Source organism: Imhoffiella purpurea (genome assembly GCF_000585215.1).
GTDB lineage: Bacteria > Pseudomonadota > Gammaproteobacteria > Chromatiales > Chromatiaceae > Imhoffiella > Imhoffiella purpurea.
Map to the genome: position 1 here is coordinate 1 of NZ_AONC01000070.1, position 19,105 is coordinate 19,105.

Sequence of the window (19,105 nt, forward strand, 5' to 3'; positions counted from 1 at the left end):
GCGGAGCAGGGCGACCACCCGGGCGCGCATCACGGGCTCGGCGTGCTGGAGGTCGAGCGTGGCCGGATGGAGGAGGGACTGGGGCACCTGAGGCGGGCCTTGGAGTCTGCGCCCGAGACGGGGGACTACTGGCAGTCCTTCGCCGAGGGGCTGCTGCTGGCGGGGCGGGCGCAGGATGCCGCGAGCGTGATCGAGCAGGCCATGGCGGCCGGACTGCGCACTCAGGCCGCCCTAAAACTCGAGGCGCGGATCCGGCAGGCGCTCAAGGCGTCATCGGACAAGGCCGCCGATCTTCTGGCCGACCTCTTCAACCAGGGGCGTTACGACGAGGCCGAGGCCCTGGCGCGGCGATTGGCGAACGAGCATGCGCGCGATCCTCTGGGCTGGAAGCTGCTGGGAGCGGTGCTGGCCCAGACCGGCCGTCCGCAAGAGGCGATTCCCAACCTCGAGCAGGCGCTTGCCCTGAATCCGAACGACGCCGAGACGCTGAACGCCCTCGGATCGGCCCTGGAAGATGTCGGGCGACTCGAGGAGGCGGGGGTGAGCTATGCCCGTGCCGTTCAGCAGAGGCCCGGGTTCGTGGCGGCCATCTACAATCTGGCGAGGCTGATGCATTCCCTGGGACGTCTGGACGAGGCCCGGACCTATTTCGAATGGGCGCTGACACTCGATCCGGGGCACGTGAAGTCGCTCAATCAGCTCGGCTCCATCCTGCGTGAAATGGGGAACATCGAGGAGGCCGAGGATCTCTATCGCAAGGCATTGACGATCGATCCATCCGACGCACAGGTGCTCAGCAACCTCGGCAATACAGTATTGGGACAGGGGCGGTTGGACGAGGCGCTCGAATGCCAGCAGCGGGCCGTGAAGCTGCGGCCCGGCAGCCCCGAGATCCTCTCGAATCTCGGCAACGCCCTTCAGCACCTGGGGCGTCTGGACGATGCGCTGGCGATCTACCAACAGGCAATGACGATGCGGGGGGCTGCATCCGGTGCCGAAAATCAGGCCGATGCCATCCAGCAGCTCGAGGCGATGCTCCAGATGGAGCACCCTGAAATATTGGTGATTCGAGGCAACACCAATCAGTCGCTCGGCCGTCTCGACGAGGCCGAGAGCGACTATCGCAGGGCCATGCGCATGGATGCGAAGAATGCCTCCATCTACAGCAAGCTGCTCTTCACGCTGAATTACCATCCCGACAAATCCGCCGAGGAGATCTTCTCCGCCTATCGAGCCTTCGATCTGCATTTCGGCGAGCCGCTTCGAGCCGCCTGGCAGGCGCATGGCAACGACCGCGATCCGCAGCGGCGTTTGCGGATCGGATATGTCTCGCCGGATTTTCGGCGTCATTCATCGCGATTTTTCGTCGAGCCGCTGCTGGCGCATCACGATGCACGCGTCGTCGAGGTGACCGCCTATGCCGAATTGGCGCACGAAGACGAAGTGACGGCGCGCTATCGCAGCCATGTCGATGCCTGGGTGCCGACGCGAGGGTTGTCGGACACCGCATTGGCGGAGCGGATTCGCGCCGATGGCATCGATATCCTGGTGGATCTCGCCGGCCATACCGCCAACAACCGGCTCGGTGTTTTTGCTCGCCGTCCGGCGCCGGTCTCGGTCTCCTGGATGGGATACGGATATACCACGGGCTTGAGCGCGATCGACTATTTCCTGGCCGACGAGGTCATGGTGCCTCGGGGCAGCGAGGCGCTCTTCGCCGAGCAGCCGTGGCGTCTCGCCGTCCCTTCTCTGGTCTACCGGCCGGCACCGGATATGGGCGAGGTCGGTCCATTGCCGGCGCTCACGCACGGCGGCGTCACTTTCGGGACCCTGACGCGCAGCGTGCGCATCAACCATCGCACCATCGAGGTCTGGTCGAAGATCCTCGAGCGCATTTCCGCATCGCGGCTCGTCGTGGATAGCCAGGATTTCGCCTCCGAGTCCGTCAGGCGAGACCTGATCGAGCGTTTCGCCGAACATGGCATCGGCGCCGAGCGTTTGGTGATCGGCTATCACAGCCCGCCCTGGGATCTGTTGAGAGGCATCGATATCGGCCTGGACTGCTTTCCGCACAACTCGGGGACGACCCTGATCGAGTCGCTCTACATGGGGGTTCCTTACGTCACGCTGGCCGGTCGCCCCAGCGTCGGCCGGATCGGCAGCCAGATGCTTCAGGGGGCCGGTCTCGGCGAATGGATCGCCGATAGCGAAGAGGAGTATGTCGAGAAAGCGGTTGCCCTCAGTGGCGATCTGGACCGCTTGGCATCGATACGGGCCGCATTGCGCGATCGACTGGAGAGCGGCCCCTGGCGCGACGAGGCGGGGTTCGCGCGCCGGGTCGAGCAGGCCTACCGGGAGATGTGGCAGCGCTGGTGCGGATGACCCTGGGCGGGACGTGCAAAGCCCTGCGCAGCCCAGTGAATTCGTTAGGCGTTCATCCATTCGGCCAGCCAGCGCGCCCGATGGCTCATCAGGTGATTGTCTCGGGTATGTGCCTGGAGGCGCGCCTTGTGTCGGCTCAGATCTCGTGCGAGCAGCGTCTCGGCCAGCTCCGGCAATTCATCCAGGTCGTCGAAGACGAAGGGCCGCACGGCCGGGTCCGGGTATAGCCAAGAGAGTTCGGGGCGGGCGTCGGTCAGGACGGTCCCGCCAGCGGCGGCGATGTCCAGGACCCGTGGGTTCACGGTCGAGGAGACCTGCATGAAATTCAGATTCAGATTGATCCGACTGTCTCGGTAGAGACTCGGCAGGGATTCGGGAGCGATGATACCGGCATATTGGCCGGTCGCGAGCGCACCCGATTTCAGCCATTCCGCGTCGCCATGGACGCGGATCGGCAGACCCGCTTTGGCCAGCGTCTCCACTGCGGCGATGCGGAAGGATCCGGTCAGACACATCGACAGCAGATAATTCAGGAAGTAGACCAGATGGGGATGGGCGCGGCGCTGGACATCGATCGTCTGACGCAGATCCGTTTCATGTCCGCTCAGATAGCGATGGATCGCCACGAAGCCGCGCTGGCGGTTGATATCGGCCGTCAGGGCGGTGCCGCTCTGTCCGCAGAGCTGGTCGAGGCCGGAGGCCAGCATGTTGAGATTGGCGACCAGTCCCGAGAGTCGGCTCTGGCCGACGAATGAAATCAGGGGTTCCAGGCGTTCCGGTTCCCTGTCTGGAACGGCGGCGAAGGCTTGAAGCGCTCCGGGAGGCAGCCAAAGAGACCCAGGTGGCAGTAGCGGCAGCATATCGCGGGCGAAGGCGAGCGCCGGGCTGGGCGGGTCGGCGAATTCCATGTCGATGACCGAGGCGATGTTCGGTACATCCCACCACCAGCTTAGGATCCGTCCCGGCAGGAAAGGCTCCGGATCCAGGCGCTCATGGTTCATATCGGTTTCGAGCAACGAGCGGTTACGCACCAGGGTGACGGAGGCCGGCTGGGCGAGCAACTCGGCCAATGCCTGCCGCCACTCGGCCGCTTTCCAGACACCCTGCCGATCCGGGACCCGAAAGAGCTGAACGCGAAGACCTTGCTCGGACAGACATGCGGCCAAATCGTCGAAAATCCGGCAGCATGGGCTGATGACCGTGACGTCGAAGGCCGGCGCCGGCCGGCTGGTGGATGGGGTTGGGGCGGCGTCGGTCTGCGGTTCGGGTTCGGATTCACCCCAGTCCGTCAGGATGGCGGCGAGGGCGCGCGATTCGCGCACGCTCGCTTCGATCGCTTCGAAGAAGCTGTGGTGAAATTGGGTCGAACCCGTTCGAATGAGCATGGGGGCGTCGGGCTTCAGGTTATCGCGCTGGAGTTCCGCCAGGGTTTCCATCAGTCCGATTTCGGAGAATCCGGGATGATCGATCCAGGGAATCGCCAGGCTCAGCCGTCCCTCGGCAATGGGACCGGAGAGGTCGATGCGCCCGAGCAGGCCGATCAGCAGCCGGCCTTCGGGTTCGATGACCAGGACCCGGGCATCCGGATTGTCCAGCGCCCGCATCAGCCGCCGACCGTCCCCTATTCCAAACAGGACTCGACGCGCATGGATGGCCGGGTCGAGATCCGCTGGATCCTCGTCCGCGATCGAGTGCCGTGAGGACCCGTTTTCGGGAGACTGATCCAAGGCGTAGAGCCTGGCGCTCGTCGCCTCTTGATCGGCACGCCATGCGAATTGCTGAATGCGCCCGGGCAGACGCTTGCCGGTCAAGATTCGCGCCATGCGGGGATCGAAGAGTCGCAGCGCCTCCAGATTTCGACGCCAGATATCGGTTTCGGGATGTTCGAGTGTCATCGGGCCGCTATCGTTCCTGACAAGATTCTGAGCAAGAGTGGATCCAAACAATGTCTCATGCGATCGATGCGTACAGCTACAGGCTCGGATCCTGAAGTCGGCGATTCATGCCGATTTATCTACACTGTCAACGGATGCGACGTCGTGGACGTGGGCAATCACAGCGGTTCCCCAGTCTGGCCTTCATCATGTGGCAGATATTATGCATCCGCCTCCCAGGTGCCAAAGTATTGGCGCCGAGAGGATGTATCCTGGACTCGATTACTCGGATTCGGATTCGGCTGACCGAAGGAGGAGCGGACACGATTGCATGTCAGGCGGGTTTGGCGTCTCGCCGAACGGGGAACCGGCCCCGAGATGCTCGATGCGGCAGTGCAAGCTTGGAGAAATGAGAGCATCGTCACAGGTTAGGTGTGGGGTTCGCTCAAGAGACGCCGAGTGTGGTCGATAACCTGCATTGAAGGGGTGCTAAGCTTCGCGTGGCTAAAGATTTTAGCCCGATCGCCGATACCCCATAGGTGCGGAAAATCAACAGAGAACGGTTTATCGCTGCCGTGCGCAGACTACCGGTTCGGCGGTTATCAGGAGAATAGTCATGTCATTGGTCATCAACACCAACGTTGCCTCGCTCAATGCACAGCGAAATATCGAAAAGTCACAGTCCAGCCTGAGTCAGTCCATGGAGCGGTTGAGCAGCGGCCTGCGCATCAACTCCGCCAAGGACGACGCGGCCGGATCCTCCATCGTCAGCCGTCTGACCTCGCAGATCAAGGGCCTCGACCAGGCGGTCCGCAATGCCAACGACGGCATCTCGCTGGTTCAGACGGCCGAAGGCGCCCTCAGCGAGACGGGCAACATCCTGCAGCGTATGCGCGAGCTCGCGGTACAGTCCGCGAACGGAACCTATACCACCGGCAACCGGGACACGCTGAACGCCGAGACCAAGCAGCTGATCGAGGAGCTGGACCGCATCTCGAGCACCACGGATTTCAATGGCCTGAATCTGCTGGATGGATCCGCTCACGATGTGACCTTGCAGATCGGCTCCCAGGCGAACCAGACCATCACCGTCTCGATCGGGAAGATGGATTCCGGGGCACTGGGTGTGTCGGAGTCCGCGGGGCTCGGTTCGGTCTCTCGGGTCGGTACCGGCGCGGCAGCCTCGTCGTCCGCCGCGAGCGATGTCGATGTGGCCATGGCCGCCGCGGCGACCAATGCCGGCGCATTGGGCACGGGCGACCTGGTGATCAATGGCATCGCAATCGATGGCGCTATCTCGGCCTCCGATGCGGCTTCCGCGTATGGCAAGAGCAGTAGCGCCATCGCGACCGCGGCCGCGATCAACGAGAAGAGCGATCAGACCGGTGTCTCCGCGGTCGTGGGCGAGACCAAGCTCGGCGGTTCGAGCATGGCTGCGGGTACCGCCACCGGGACGATCCAGCTCAATGGCGTCTCGATCAGTCTGCAGACGACCAGCGATGCCGCGACGACCCGTTCCTCCATTATCGAGGCCATCAATCTGAAGTCGGATCAGACCGGTGTCACTGCTATCGATTCTGGTACCGACATGGGCGGTATCACACTGTCCGCCGCGGATGGCCGCAATATCACGCTGATCGAGACCGAAGGTGGATTGACAAAGGCCAATACCGGACTCGGGTTTGCCGGTGCCTCCCTCACCACGGCGATGGCCACTGGAACCGTCACCCTCGTTTCCGAGGGGGGCAAGGACATCAATATCGCGTCCGGTGCGACCGGAAAGGCCAGCGACGCGGGTTTCAGCGAGGGTACCTTCAGTGGCACCATGACCCAGGTGACCTCGAATCTCAAGGACACCACGAACTCGATGGCCGCGGGCAACCTGCTGGTCAATGGGATACAGGTCGGTCCGTCGTATGCAAACGACGATACGGCGTCGTCCGGCGGCAATGTGTACAGTGCCATTGCCAAGGCCGCGGCATTCAATCTGGTTTCGGACAGGACGGGTGTCACCGCGACGGTCAACGAGAATATCGCCAAGAACGATGTGGCGCAGGCCACGGCGAGCGCGGCCGTGTCGGGCTCGATCAACGGGGTTGCGATCACTGGTTTCAACTCGGTCGCCGGTGATGATGCCCGGAGCGCGAACCGTCAGTCGCTGGTGAACGCCATCAACGGCATCTCCGATCAGACCGGCGTGCGGGCGGTCGATACCGGCGAGGCGGGGACCTCGGCGGGCGGCGGCGTGCAGCTCTTCGCCGAGGACGGCCGTAATATCGTTGCTCAGCTGACCAACGGTGCAAACGCGGGCTTTGGGAGTACCGCTGGTACCACCACCTTCGTCGGCGAATTCACGCTCACCTCCGACAAGGAGATCGTCATCGGTCGCGGGACCAACGACAACCTCGCTTATTCCGGGTTGACCGTTGGCGAATACGGCGGCGGCGAGGATGGAATGTCGCTGGCCAGCATCGACATCTCGACCGCGGAAGGCGCCACCAAGGCGATCGGCGCCATCGACAACGCGCTCGACGAGGTCAACAACGTCAAGGCCGATCTGGGTGCGGTGAACAACCGGCTCGACTTCACGATCAACAATCTGTCGAGCATCTCGCAGAACGCCACGGCCTCGCGCTCGCGCATCCAGGACGCGGACTTTGCGTCGGAGACCGCCAATCTCTCGCGCTCTCAGGTTCTGCAGCAGGCGAGCTCGGCCATGCTGGCCCAGGCCAACTCGGCGCCTCAGCAGGTGCTCTCCCTCCTGCGTTAAGGTGATTACTCAAGGCTGAAGGGCGCGCGGCCTCCGTCCGGAGGCCGCGCGGTTGACTTCGGAGGCGTAAGATGGTCAATGATATCAATGGACTCGCATCGCATAGTCAGATGCCGGTATCACCGCATTCGTCGGCATCGTCCAATCAGGCGGCGAACAATGGAACCGAAGGACAGGGTCTGAAGACGACGAAGTCCGCGACGGATCCGGCGAGGGCGGAGGCCATGGCCGAACGTCTTCAAGGACATCAGGGCGGTCAGGATGGGGCCACTCTGCGCGAACAGCTGACCGATGCCGTGGAACGCATCAACGAGATGATGCAGAACGGCAAACAGACCCTGAAGTTCCAACTGGATGACGATTCCGGGCGCATGGTGGTCCAGGTGATGGATGCCAGAACGGATGAGGTGATCCGCCAGATCCCCAGCGAAGAGACCCTGAAGTTCGCGGAATATGTCGATGGTCTGGTTGGCTTGATCTTCAACAAGAAGGCCTAGGGTCGACCGAATCGCGGATACCGCATCCACACAAGGCGCGATCCTCTCATCAGCATTTCTGAAGTAATGGAGCGACGGCCATGGCCACCAACAATATCGTCAACTCACTGGGTATCGGGTCCGGGATCGATCTCAGCACCCTGGTGTCGCAGTTGGTCGAGGTCGAGCGGGCCGCGCCCCAGGAGAGGATCGATAAACGCACTGAAACGCTCAAGGCCCAGATCTCCGGTTACGGTCAGCTGACGAGTGCGCTCGATACGCTGCAGACCGCGGTCAAGACGCTGAGCGATGGCGATCTCTTCAATGCCCGATCGGTCGCCGTTCCCGATTCCGACTCGATCACGGCCGAGTCCCTCGAGGCCGGCGCCCAGACCGGAAGTTACAGCATCAAGGTCAATCAGGTCGCGACCGCGCAGTCTCTGGCGATGACGGCGGTGAGCCAGAATCAGCGTGATGCCGCGCTTGGCAAGTCCGGAACCATGTCCATCAGCTTCGGGGAATGGAGCTATACGGGGGCCGATAACGATATACCGGACGCCTTCACCGTCAACGCCGATCGTGCGGCCCTGTCGATCGAGATCGAGGAGACGGATTCGCTCGATACCATCGCCCAGAAGATCAACGATCAGGCTTCCGGGGTGCAGGCATCCGTGCTCAAGGTCGACGGCAAGTTTCAGCTGATGCTCACCGCCTCTTCCGGTCAGTCGAACGCCATGGAGATCACGGTCGACGATGCATCCTTGGACCAGTTCGCCTTCAATAGCGCGAACCATGCGAACGTCACGGAGACCCAGCAGGGACAGGATGCCATTCTCGAGGTCAACGGCTTGGCCGTGACGCGCGAGAGCAACCAGATCGATGACGTGATCGAGGGGTTCAAATTTACTCTGAACAAGCCGTCCACCGAGGCGCTCAGCTTTTCGATCACGGAGGACAAGAGCGCGGCCGAGACTGCGATTCGCGAGTTCGTCGATGCCTATAACAGCTTCCATGAGACTGTCGAAGGCTTGGTCGGCTATACCCGCGACGAGGATAAAAACTGGGTGCGAGGCGATCTGGCCGGAGACAACTCGGCGCGGATGATGATCAATCGTCTGCGAGAGTCGATCGGCCGTGCCGTCCCCGGGCTCGAATCCGGGTTCACCTCGGTGGTCAATGTCGGTATCCGCACCGAGCGCGATGGCACCCTGAGTATCAAGGAAGAGTGGTTCGCACCCGCCTTCAACGACCATTTCAAGCTGTTCGAATCACTCTTTTCCCCCTCTTTGAGTGTGGGCAACACCTCGGTCGCGGTCTACCAGGGCAGCTTCGCCTCGAAGGCCGTGTCCGGCAACTACCAGGCCGAGATCACCCGCGATCCGACTCAGGGTCAGGTCGTGGGCGGTGCGATCGGGCATGATTTCGGCCTGGGGGCTCTCGATGCGTCCGGCGGGGGCTATAGCTTCAAGATCAATGTGAACGGGGCGGAATCCGACCTCATCGAGTTGACGGGTAACTATGGTTCGGCCGATGAGCTGCGCGCGGATCTGCAGTCGCGCATCAACGGGGACTCCAATCTCAAGGCGGCCTTCGGTGCCGTCGACGTCCTCTACGACTCCACCAGCAATGCCTTCAGTTTCGTCTCTCGGGAATATGGCTCGATTTCCAAGGTGGGGTTCACCGAGGTCGGCGCCAATATGGGCACGCTCGGAATCTCTGCGACCGGTGCCGAGGTTCATGGCAACTCGATCAGTCAGGCCGGCTTCGATTCGGCTACAGACGCCTTCACGACATCGCTCGACGGATCGGCCGGTGACTACAGCTTCAAGATCGGTGTCGACGGTGTCGAGTCGGATCTGATCCAGCTCTCCGGTACCTATGCCAGCGCGGAAGAGGTACGCGCCGAGCTCCAGTCCCTGCTCGATACCGATGCCCAGCTGGTGGCCGCCGGGGTCGGGGTCGATGTCAGCTACGACGCGGATACCGATCGTTTCAGCTTCGTCTCGCGGTCGACCGGCTTAGACTCCGATGTCGATTTCACCGAGGTTGGGGCGGATATCGGCAAGCTGGGCATCGAGGATGTCCTGACCGGAACCTCCGGCGTCAACGTTGCCGGGACAATCAATGGCGTGGCTGGCTTCGGTGCCGGCAACGTGCTGCTGCCGAATCTGGACTCGGATGCCTATGGTCTCAATCTCAGCGTCAAGCCGGGTGCGAAGGCCCAGGGCCAATTCGATTTCAGTTTCACGCGTGGCTTTGCCGGCGAGCTGTCCAAACTGATCGACGAGCTCGCGGGAAGCTCGGGTCTGATCAGCGTGCGCGAGGAGAATGTCCAGAGCCAGCTCGACGCCTTGGGCGAGGATCAGACCAGGCTGGATGCCAGGATGGATAAGGTCAGTGCCCGTCTGACCGCCCAGTTCATCGCGATGGAGAGCATCCTGGATTCGCTGGACTCGACGAGCGGCCAGCTGGAGGGGCTGGTGGATCGTCTGCCGTTCACTTCGAAAACTTGATTTCAAATCTCTCGCTTTCCTTACCCGGGGGGAGTGCCGAGACTCCCCCCGTTCCTATGTAAGGGACGCCTGAAGGCTATCGTCATGACATCGCCGGACCGGCGATTTTTTTTGCTCGACCGAAATTTTCCCTCAAGAATCCCTTTGCTTTGCCGTTACTTCAATCAAGGATGGTATATGGCTGTGTAGAAAGGGTTTTCACTAAATTCATGTGTCTGATCCAAGGCGCTGAAGAAGAGGATGCCTCATGAGTGACGCGAAACCGAGCCTCGGGTTGGCCTCCGCCAACGGAGGTCCGGTATCCGCCAAGACAGGCGGCGAGGCGTATGTCAAGGGTGTGGTCGCAGGTGGCAATCAGGTTGTCGTCGAGTCGATCGATAGCTTCTTGCAGGATGAGAAGCGAACGCTTGAGTTCTGTCTGGATGAGGATCAGGGGTGCGTTCTGGTCCGGGTCCTTGACTGGGAGCGTCGGACGCTCATCAGACAGATACCATTCGCGCAAGCTGTGAGGTTGATGGCCGAGTTCTATGAGCGGGTGACCGATCGTGCCAAGCCTCGGTGAGAGAAAATCTCTGACAAACATTTGAATGAATTTCGACTACTGATTCGTATCAATCCTAATAGCCACTCGTCGGGGAGTGAGGAACATGATGTACGCGATGCGCAGAGAGTTACAGCAATATCGTCAATCCGGTGCAATGGCCGAGGCGGAGACGGCAGACCCTCATCGGTTGATCCAAATGCTCTTCGAGGGGGCTCTTGAGCGCATTGCAGTGGCTAAAGGCGCCATGGAACAAGGCAATATCCAGCTCAAGGGGAATAAGCTGACTCAGGCGATCGCGATCATCGGTGGTCTGCGCTCATCCCTGGATCATGGCAAGGGCGCGGATCTGGCGGCCAATCTGGACTCGCTGTACGAATACATGACGCGCCGTTTGCTGCATGCAAACATGCGTAACGATGCCGAGGCGCTGGACGAGGTCATTGGCTTGCTGCGTGAGATCAAGTCCGCCTGGGATACGATTCCCACTCTGCTGCGCCAAGCTTCCTGAGAACCGCGGCCTCGATCGATGAAGATGCCCGAACACCGCTCGCTGTTCGGGCTTTTCTCTGGTTCGACGTGGATCAGACGCGCCCGCGATGCGTATCTGATCGGGATGCGAAGTCCGTCATGAATCCACAGAGCGATTCGACGGCGTCGAGCGTCATGGCATTGTAGATGGAGGCGCGGATTCCCCCCAACGATCGGTGTCCCTTCAGTCCGCTGAATCCGGCCTTGGCCGCTTCAGCGGCAAAGGTCTGCTCCAGTTCCGGTGTCGGTAGGTTGAAGGTGACGTTCATCAGCGAGCGATGCTCGCTATTCGCCCAGCCCAGATAGATATCCGAATGCCCATCGATGATGCCGTAGAGCGCATCGGCCTTGCGCCGGTTGATCTCGGCCATCCGATTCAATCCGCCGATCTCGTCCAACAGCCAGCGCGTGACCAGCAGCACCACATAGATGGCGAAGACCGGAGGGGTGTTGTAGATGGATCGGGCCTCGAGATGGGCGCGATAGTCCAGCAGTGACGGGATCTTGGCGGGAACGCGTTCGAGCAGATCGCGACGGATGACGACGAGCGTGACGCCGGCCGGCCCCAGGTTCTTTTGCGCATGGGCATAGATGAGATCGAAACGCCCCGCGTCGAATGGTCGTGAGAGGAAATCCGAGGACATGTCGCATATCCGCGGGACCTCTTCGCGTCCCGGGATCTCGTGAAACTGGATGCCCTCGACCGTTTCGTTCGAGACATAGTGGAAATAGGCCGCTTCGGGCGAGCAGTGCAATTCCTCGGCTGCCGGAAGGCGGCGATATCCAAGGGCTTCTCCGTCCCAGAGGACACGCACCTCTCCTTCCAGCCGCGCCGGCGGTATGGACCGTCGGCTCCAGTAGCCGCCGCGCACATACTCGGCCGCCTTGCCCGAATCGCGTAGCAGCAGCATGGGCACCATGCTGAATTGGAGCGTGGCGCCGCCCTGCAGCAGGAGGACGGCATGGGTTTCCGGAAGATCGAGCAAGCGTCGGATATTGCGCTCGGTCTCGTCCACCACCGAGGCGAACCAGTCCGAGCGATGACTGATGCCCAGGATGGAGAGTCCGACCTCGGGCACCGCGACGATGGCCTCTTGTGCCGCCTGCAGCACGGTGCCGGGCAGGGCCCCGGGACCCGCCGAGAAATTCAGTGCATTCAGTGCATTCATGCCGGCGTATTCGACCCCCGATCTTTCGCGCGCTGGATGAGCATGGTGCGGAAGGCATCGAAGACCTTCCGCATCGCCGGTTGCTTATAGGGATAGAGATCGACCGGGTCCATGGCATGAACGACCATCGCCGGATCGATCTCGAAGATCAGCAGACGTCCATCCTCCGTTTCGGCACAGTCGATGCCCAGATAGTCGAGCCCGATGGCGCGATGGATGGCTGTCAGGGCAGGGCCATGCCTGACGGCGAATTCCTGGTCGAAGCGGTTCATGAAATCCGCTTCCTCGGCGCGCTTCTCGGCGCTCTCCGCCATTCCTGCGTTGAGATAGTGAATCATCCAATGGTCCGATATCCCCATGTGGCAGGCGAAGGGCCGCCCGTCGATCAGCACGAGCCGATACTTGCGATAGCGTCCATCCCGACTGCGGTAATCGACGAACGGCGAGAGGAAGACCTCCTGGTTTGGCAGCGAGCGGACGGCCGCCAGAAGTTCGTCACCGTTCTCGGCCTTGGTGAGCCCCTGACCGGCATGGGAGTCGACCGGGCGTAGGATCAGGGGGAAATTGACGGATCCGTCCGGCGAGCGAAGCGGTTGGGCGTTGTTGGCGATGATCTCTTCCAGCCGGTCGGTCCGAAGGCGCCAGGTCGGCGGGATGAGGATGCCGGGAAGCGCTTTCATGACGTCATGGACCCGCTCTCGCGCCACGAGGCCAAGCGTTTGCTTGAGGTTGAGGACTGGCCTGGGCCAGTCGAGCAATCGCGGCAGCCAGGCATCCAGCAGCGGTCGGTTGGCGTCCGATTCGCCGATGGCGAAAAAGAGCAGATCGTGCTCGGGAAACTGTAATGAATCGAACGACTCTGCCGTTAACTCATCGGGAGACGGGTAGCACAGGGTCAATGCGATATCCGACTCTTCGAGGAGACACTCGATCGGCACATTGGACATGAGGTCGCCCGGCGCCATGATGGCCAGCAGTTTCAAGCGGGCGGGGCGTGAGGACTGGATGGGATAGAGGGTTTGGATCTCGAGCGCCTCGCGCTGGAGTTGCATCGCGATGTCGCGCTGACCACGGAACTGCATCAGGATCGAGGCGTCCATGAGCGCGGCTGCATCCGTTGGGTCCGTGCTCGCGCGTTGAATCAGTGTTTGACCGAACGCCGTCAGATCGACACCCGAAAGGTGTTGGCGCAGCAGCGGGGCGAGACCAAGCGAGGTTTTCATGATGCAGCTCGGGACGATGAGATCAGGTGTCGAAGAATTGTCTTCCGCATATCCAGGTGCTGCAAGTCATCGTCATGAAGACCGGTTGTATTGCACCGATCCGATTCAACCGGGCGGTTTTCCTGTCAGGATGTTGACGGGGCGCCATTCGTCCGTGTCAAGTTGTATGCAATCTTCTGTTATCGAAAGAGATTTTTCTTTTGGCATGGGTTTCGCAGATCCCCGTTTAGAACATGATTGCGGGAGATATGCCGTGAACTCTGTCAGCCAAGCCGATACGCCGCGCCTGACCCTCGTCTCTTCGGTCGCACAGCCGATCCATCAGCCCGTCGAGGAGACCATCGATGCAGTGCGCTTTCTCCAGGCGATGACCTTGTCCCTCGACCTGGACGAGGTGTTGGAGACGCTCAACGGCTTTCTTCGCGAACTGGTCGACCACAGCGGCTGGGAGTACCGTCATGCGGAATACTCCTGCGTATTCAACGGTGGAATCCCGGACCGTCATCGTCTCGAGTATGCCCTGACCCTGAACGGACAGGAGATGGGCACGCTCAAGCTGATGCGCGGCCGGCGATTCTCCGAATCCGATCAGATGCGTATCGAGAGCCTCTTGGGGCTGGCGGCGCAGTCGCTGCGCAACGCCCTGCGGTTTTTCAGGGCCTCGCAGCAGCTGGAGCGCGACCCGCTGACGGGGCTTGGCAATCGGCGCGCCTTCGACATGCAGGGTTCCCAATGGCTGGCCGACAGCGTGCGCCATCGTCATCCGATCGCGCTCATGGTCATGGATCTGGATCGCTTCAAGGGTGTCAACGACACCTACGGTCATCCGGTCGGCGATCAGTTGCTCCGCGCGGTGGCCAATACCCTGACGTCCGTGACCCGGGCCGCGGATCTGTGCGTACGCATGGGGGGCGATGAATTCGTGGTCCTGCTGCCGGGAACGGATCTGTCCGCCGCCATGGAGTGTGCGGAGCGAATTCGTCAGGCGGTGAGCCGGGAGTGCGTCATGATTCCGACGGGGGAAACCGTGACGACGAGCGTCAGCATCGGTGTCGCCGCCCATCGTCATGGCATGGACCTGGATCAGCTCTACCATCAGGCGGACGATGCGCTCTATGCCGCCAAGCGTGCAGGGACGAATCGCGTCTTGGCCGGTGCGGGGAATCCCTCATTGCAGACGAAGTGATGCCGTTGGCATTTTCAGTTAGCCGAACTCGCTTAGACTCATTACGATACCCTTAACGCCAGTGCCGTTGGTACCCAGACTGCGGCACTCTTCGGATAGAGCGCCTTCGAGGCGCTTTATCGTGTCCGATTCTTGTGGGAAACGTATGTCATGAGCAAAGTTCGACTAAGTGTGAAGTTGCTGGTCGGCTTCCTTTCGGTCGCGATGATCGTCCTGATCGTCGGACTCTTCGGGATCAAGGGCGAGATGGACATGAACAGTCATCTCGTCGCGATCAGCGAACAGTGTCTCCCCTCCCTGACCCAGCTGAATCGCCTGAATCTGGAGCGCGTCCAGATCCGTGCCCAGAGCTACGAGGTCAAGGCGCTGACGACATGGGGACCAGAGGCGCGCGAGATACTCGAACAGGTGATGCGCCAGCGCCAGGCGTCCTGGACCATCATCGAGGATGCGATCGCGAAATACGAGCGCTTGCCTCAAGCCGAGGTTGAACAGGCCGTTTATGAGGCATTTCTGTCCGATTACAAGACCTGGCGCAGCAGTTACGTTCAGATCGATGACCTCATGGCCCGCATGGTCGCGGCGTCCGGGCCAGATGCCTACGATGCTTTGGCGGCCGAGTATTCGGCGATCATCGACGAGTCATTCCTGCTGTCCGATCGCGTCGGGGTACTGATCGAGTCGCTGGTCGCGCTCAAGAATCAGAGCGCCAACACCCAGCTCGCCGAGTCCCGCCAGTCCGGTAGTCTCATGCTGAAGATCAATGGCGTTGGGATCGCGCTCGGCCTGATCCTGGCCGGTGGGCTCGGCCTGTTCATCACCCGGGACACCTTGCGCCAACTCGGCGACGAACCGCTCCGGGTGGTCGATGTGGTGAATCGGATCGCCGGCGGCGATCTGGCCTCGGAGATCAAATTGCGCAAGGGCGACGAGACCAGCCTGCTGGCGGCCATCTCGCGCATGGCATCGGATATGAAGCATCTCCTGCAGCAGGTTTCGTCGGTCAGCGATCAGGTCGCGGCCGCCTCGACTCAGCTCGCGGCGACGAGCGAGAAGACCCGCGAGCAGGTCAGGGTAGGGCAGTCGGAGACGGATCAGGTCGCCACGGCGATGAACCAGATGCTCTCTACCGTCGAGGAGGTCGCCCGGCATGCCGCGGCAGCGGCCGGCGCGGCACGGGATACGGATCGGGAGACCGAGGCGGGCGGCCAGGTGGTCAATCAGACCATCGCCGCGATCGAATCCCTGGCCATGGAGGTCGAAGAGGCCGGCAAGGTCATCGAGCGCCTGTCCGATGACAGCAAGGAGATCGGTGCCGTGCTGGACGTCATCCGGGGCGTCGCGGAACAGACCAATCTCTTGGCCCTGAATGCCGCGATCGAGGCGGCCCGCGCCGGCGAACAGGGACGCGGCTTCGCCGTGGTCGCCGCGGAGGTGCGGACCCTGGCCAGCCGGACGCAGTCCTCGATCCAGGATATCCAGGGCAAGATCGAGCGGGTCCAGAACGGCTCGGAGGGGGCTGTGCGGGTCATGCAGAAGGGGCAGGCGATGGCGCGCGAGAGCGTCGATCAGGCCCAGCAGGCCGGTGTGACCCTGCAGAACATCAGCTCCGCCATCACCAGCATCAGCGACATGAATCATCAGATCGCGAGCGCCGCCGAGGAGCAGACCGCGGTCGCCGAGGAGATCAACCGCAATATCCACACCATTTCCTCGACCGTGGATCAGACCTCGAGCGGTTCGTCGCAGATCGCCATGGCGAGCGAGCAGCTGGCGCAGCTCGCCACACGCATGCAGGAGCGCGTGGAGCGCTTCAAGATCTGATTGCCGACCCCGGACCCTTCATTCGCAAGGAGTGGGTGAAGGGTCTTGGGTGCGATCTCGGCTCAATGGGCGCCGTCATGATCGGAGCGGCCGGATCCGTTGCGCTTCTTCCTGTCTTCGATCAGCCGTAAGACCCTTTCTTCCAAGGCGTCGGCTTGAATGGGCTTGGCGATGATGTCGTCCATTCCGGCTTCCAGGAAGCGTATAGGGTCGTTTGCCAGCGTATCGGCCGACATGCCGATGATCGGGGTGAAGTCCATCCCGTCTTCCTTCTCTCTGAGTCGTCGAATCGTATCGATGCCATTCGCGTCGTGCATCTCCAAGTCGATCATCACGAGATCGAATGTCATGGGGGCGAATCGCTCGATCGCGATCGCTTCATCTCCGACGCTGGTGACCGAGTGTCCCCATTGGGCCAGCAGGCTTTGAGCGAGCTTGCGGTCGAGTTCTTTGCTCTCGACGAGCAGGATGCGGAGCCGAGACCGCTGTTCCTTGAGGTCGTGGCGTGTCAGCAGCGTCGGCCTCGTCTTGGATTCGCCGGATTCCAGCAAACGGGTCAGCAGGTCTCGGATCTGGCAGGGCGGTGTCGGTTTGGTGAGAAAGGCATCGATTCCGGCCTCACGGCAACGCTGTGCCTCTCCGCGGGTTGCGCTGGCCGAGATGAGGATGATCTTGGCCTGTCCGATCAGTCCTTCCTCGGAGAGCTGGCGTGTCAAGTCATAGGCATCCATGCCCGGAAGGATGGAATCCAGCAGTATGACGTCGTAGCTTGGTTCGGCCGTTCGGGCGAGTTGCAGGGCCGAGCGACCGTTGCCGGACTCCCGAGTCGAAAAGCCCCAGTCATCGAGCCAATAGGCGAGCGTCCTGCGATTGAGCGCATTGTCATCGACGATCAGGGCGCGTCTGCCCTGCCAGCTTTGGCGGATGCCCAAAGGAATCTCGGGCGGCTCGGTTCGAGGTAGGCTCAGATTGACGTAAAAGATCTTCACGCCCTCCGGTTTGGCGTCCAGCCGCAAATGTCCACCCAAATGCTCGATCAGGCGTGCCGCCATCGTGAGTCCGAATTCGGCGTCGATCGGATGGAGCGGCGTGTGAGCGGTGCGTGTCGGGGCGAGCACGGCAAGAAGCTGGCGCAGATCGCTGCACTGGATATCGATCCCGTTGGCGATGACCGCAATCTGGATGTCGTCTTCGGCGGCGACCCGGTTCGGACGGGATGCCAGCTGGATGCGGATCTCGCCATGCATGCTCAGATCGATCGCGGTCGCGCAGAGACTGGTCAGCACCTGGCGAATCCGTCCTGGGTCGCCGACGTGGAATTGCGGCTGATCCTCCGGCAGGTCCGCGACGAATGTCAGCCCCTTGTTTTCGGCCCTGATCGCCAGCGGCTCGAGCGTCTCGGCGACCATGATCGCGAGATTGAAAGGGATCGACTGGATCTGGAGCTCGCCGGTATCGATATGGGCGACGTCCAGGAGATCGTCGAGCAGTGCGAGCAGGGTTTCGCCCGAAGCCTTGAGTCGATCGAGATAACCGCGCTGGGTCGAGGTCAACTCGGTATCGAGCGCCAGTTCCGCCATCTTCAGGATGGTCTGCATCGGGTCGTGAATCCGATTGCCCATGGCCGAGATGAATTGGCTCCGGCCGCGATTGGCCCTCTCGGCCAGATCGCGAGCTCGCTCCAGATCCGACTCGGCTTGCCTGTCCGCCGTGATGTCCGTGCAGACGCCGACCATGCGCAGCACTTCGCCCGTCGGTGAGCGAACGAGTGTCGCCTGCTTTCTCAGGTGCCGGACATCCGAGTCCGGACGCAGGATGCGAAATTCGATCTCCCCGTAGTCCGCCTCCTTGGCGAGCCGGTCCAGGGTCCGCAAGGTCGGCTCTATGTCGTCCGGGTGAATCCGTGTCCGCCAGTCGCTGAAGGTCCCTCCGAAGGCATCGTTCGCCACTCCGCACAGTTGGCGCATCTGAAAATCCCAGACGAGCTGTCCCGAGCACAGATCCCATTCCCAGACGCCGATGCCCGCGGACTCGCGCGCAAGCTCGAACCTCTGGGTCTGGTGGCGCATCTGCGCGCGATGGATGCAGGCATTGGCGGCGTTGGCGAGCCGTCGGACGAGCGGCACGAAGGCATGCTGCATCCGCTGTGACATGGGGCTGGCCTCATGCCCCGCGAGAAACAGCAAAATGCCGAATCCGGGCAGACGAAATGCATGCAGCGTGCATTCCTCGTGCTGCCAGATCAGTGGAAGCTCATCCGGGTTGCGCGAGAGACTTTCATAGAGATCCCTTGCGGACCATTGATCCCAGAAGGTGGCGTAGCATGCGGTGCGCGTCAGCGTATCGGGTACGGCGGTGATACCCTGAGGCGTGTCTTCGTTCCTCTGTTCCTGTTGCTGGACGTGGAGAACGGCGGCGCCGACGCCGCCGAGCAGGCGCTGCATCTCGACCAGAAAACGTCGCAGCATGGGCTCGGGCTCGGTGCCTTCGCCAATGGCGAGCGACAGTTCGTACAGGATCTCGATATCGGCCGATGCACTCATAGGCGGTCGTCGTTCGTATTCCAGTGTGTCGCGCTCCATTCTCGGGTATCGAAATCGCTACGGCAAGCAAGCC

The 19,105-nt window shown here is 61.7% G+C and carries 12 protein-coding genes; 8 read left to right on the forward strand and 4 right to left on the reverse strand.

Annotated elements, in window-relative coordinates; genetic code table 11:
• Positions 1-2,382: tetratricopeptide repeat protein (locus D779_RS18600; protein ID WP_198295752.1), on the forward strand; the 2,382-nt coding region annotated here is incomplete at its 5' end.
• A 44-nt stretch (positions 2,383-2,426) separates the two neighbouring features.
• Here the strand turns inward: D779_RS18600 and D779_RS18605 are convergent.
• A complete protein-coding gene (locus tag D779_RS18605) occupies positions 2,427-4,277 on the reverse strand; it encodes a glycosyltransferase family protein (RefSeq protein WP_043757150.1) in 1,851 nt (616 codons plus the stop codon).
• Between the two features lie 595 nt (positions 4,278-4,872).
• On the opposite strand from D779_RS18605, the gene D779_RS23195 reads away from it, so the two are divergent.
• The 5 genes from D779_RS23195 (at position 4,873) to fliS (ending at position 11,067) form a co-directional block, all read left to right on the forward strand.
• The gene (locus D779_RS23195) at positions 4,873-7,026 is read left to right on the forward strand and encodes a flagellin N-terminal helical domain-containing protein (RefSeq protein ID WP_043757152.1); all 2,154 of its coding nucleotides are present in this window, start codon (positions 4,873-4,875) and stop codon (positions 7,024-7,026) included.
• Between the two features lie 110 nt (positions 7,027-7,136).
• Positions 7,137-7,523 (forward strand): flagellar protein FlaG, encoded by a 387-nt coding sequence (locus D779_RS23025; RefSeq protein ID WP_269747406.1) that lies wholly within the window; start codon positions 7,137-7,139, stop codon positions 7,521-7,523.
• Positions 7,524-7,603: 80 nt separating this feature from the next.
• On the forward strand, positions 7,604-10,015 hold the full coding sequence (gene fliD, locus D779_RS18620; protein WP_043757155.1) for a flagellar filament capping protein FliD: 2,412 nt from the start codon (positions 7,604-7,606) through the stop codon (positions 10,013-10,015).
• Between the two features lie 247 nt (positions 10,016-10,262).
• Positions 10,263-10,577 carry a flagellar protein FlaG gene (locus tag D779_RS18625; RefSeq protein WP_052348270.1) on the forward strand — a complete coding sequence of 105 codons (315 nt, stop codon included), beginning with the start codon at positions 10,263-10,265 and terminating at the stop codon, positions 10,575-10,577.
• 88 nt (positions 10,578-10,665) lie between these two features.
• Entirely contained in the window at positions 10,666-11,067 is a 402-nt protein-coding gene (fliS, locus tag D779_RS18630) for a flagellar export chaperone FliS (RefSeq protein ID WP_043757204.1), read from the forward strand.
• 73 nt (positions 11,068-11,140) lie between these two features.
• Here the strand turns inward: fliS and D779_RS18635 are convergent, their stop codons facing one another.
• Both D779_RS18635 and D779_RS18640 read right to left on the reverse strand, forming a co-directional pair.
• The gene (locus D779_RS18635; RefSeq protein WP_043757157.1) at positions 11,141-12,256 is read right to left on the reverse strand and encodes a phosphoserine transaminase; all 1,116 of its coding nucleotides are present in this window, start codon (positions 12,254-12,256) and stop codon (positions 11,141-11,143) included.
• Positions 12,253-13,479, reverse strand: a complete 1,227-nt coding sequence (locus D779_RS18640) for an ATP-grasp domain-containing protein (protein WP_043757159.1) — start codon at positions 13,477-13,479, stop codon at positions 12,253-12,255. Before D779_RS18640 ends, D779_RS18635 begins: the two co-directional genes overlap by 4 nt.
• 253 nt (positions 13,480-13,732) lie before the next feature.
• On the opposite strand from D779_RS18640, the gene D779_RS18645 reads away from it, so the two are divergent.
• The gene (locus tag D779_RS18645) at positions 13,733-14,665 is read left to right on the forward strand and encodes a GGDEF domain-containing protein (protein ID WP_043757164.1); all 933 of its coding nucleotides are present in this window, start codon (positions 13,733-13,735) and stop codon (positions 14,663-14,665) included.
• A 150-nt stretch (positions 14,666-14,815) separates the two neighbouring features.
• Positions 14,816-16,489: a methyl-accepting chemotaxis protein gene (locus D779_RS18650; protein ID WP_043757165.1), complete on the forward strand. Its 1,674-nt coding sequence runs from the start codon at positions 14,816-14,818 to the stop codon at positions 16,487-16,489.
• 62 nt (positions 16,490-16,551) lie between these two features.
• On the opposite strand, the gene D779_RS18655 is transcribed toward D779_RS18650, so the two are convergent.
• On the reverse strand, positions 16,552-19,032 hold the full coding sequence (locus D779_RS18655; RefSeq protein WP_198295753.1) for a response regulator: 2,481 nt from the start codon (positions 19,030-19,032) through the stop codon (positions 16,552-16,554).
• Between the last annotated feature and the right edge of the window lie 73 nt (positions 19,033-19,105).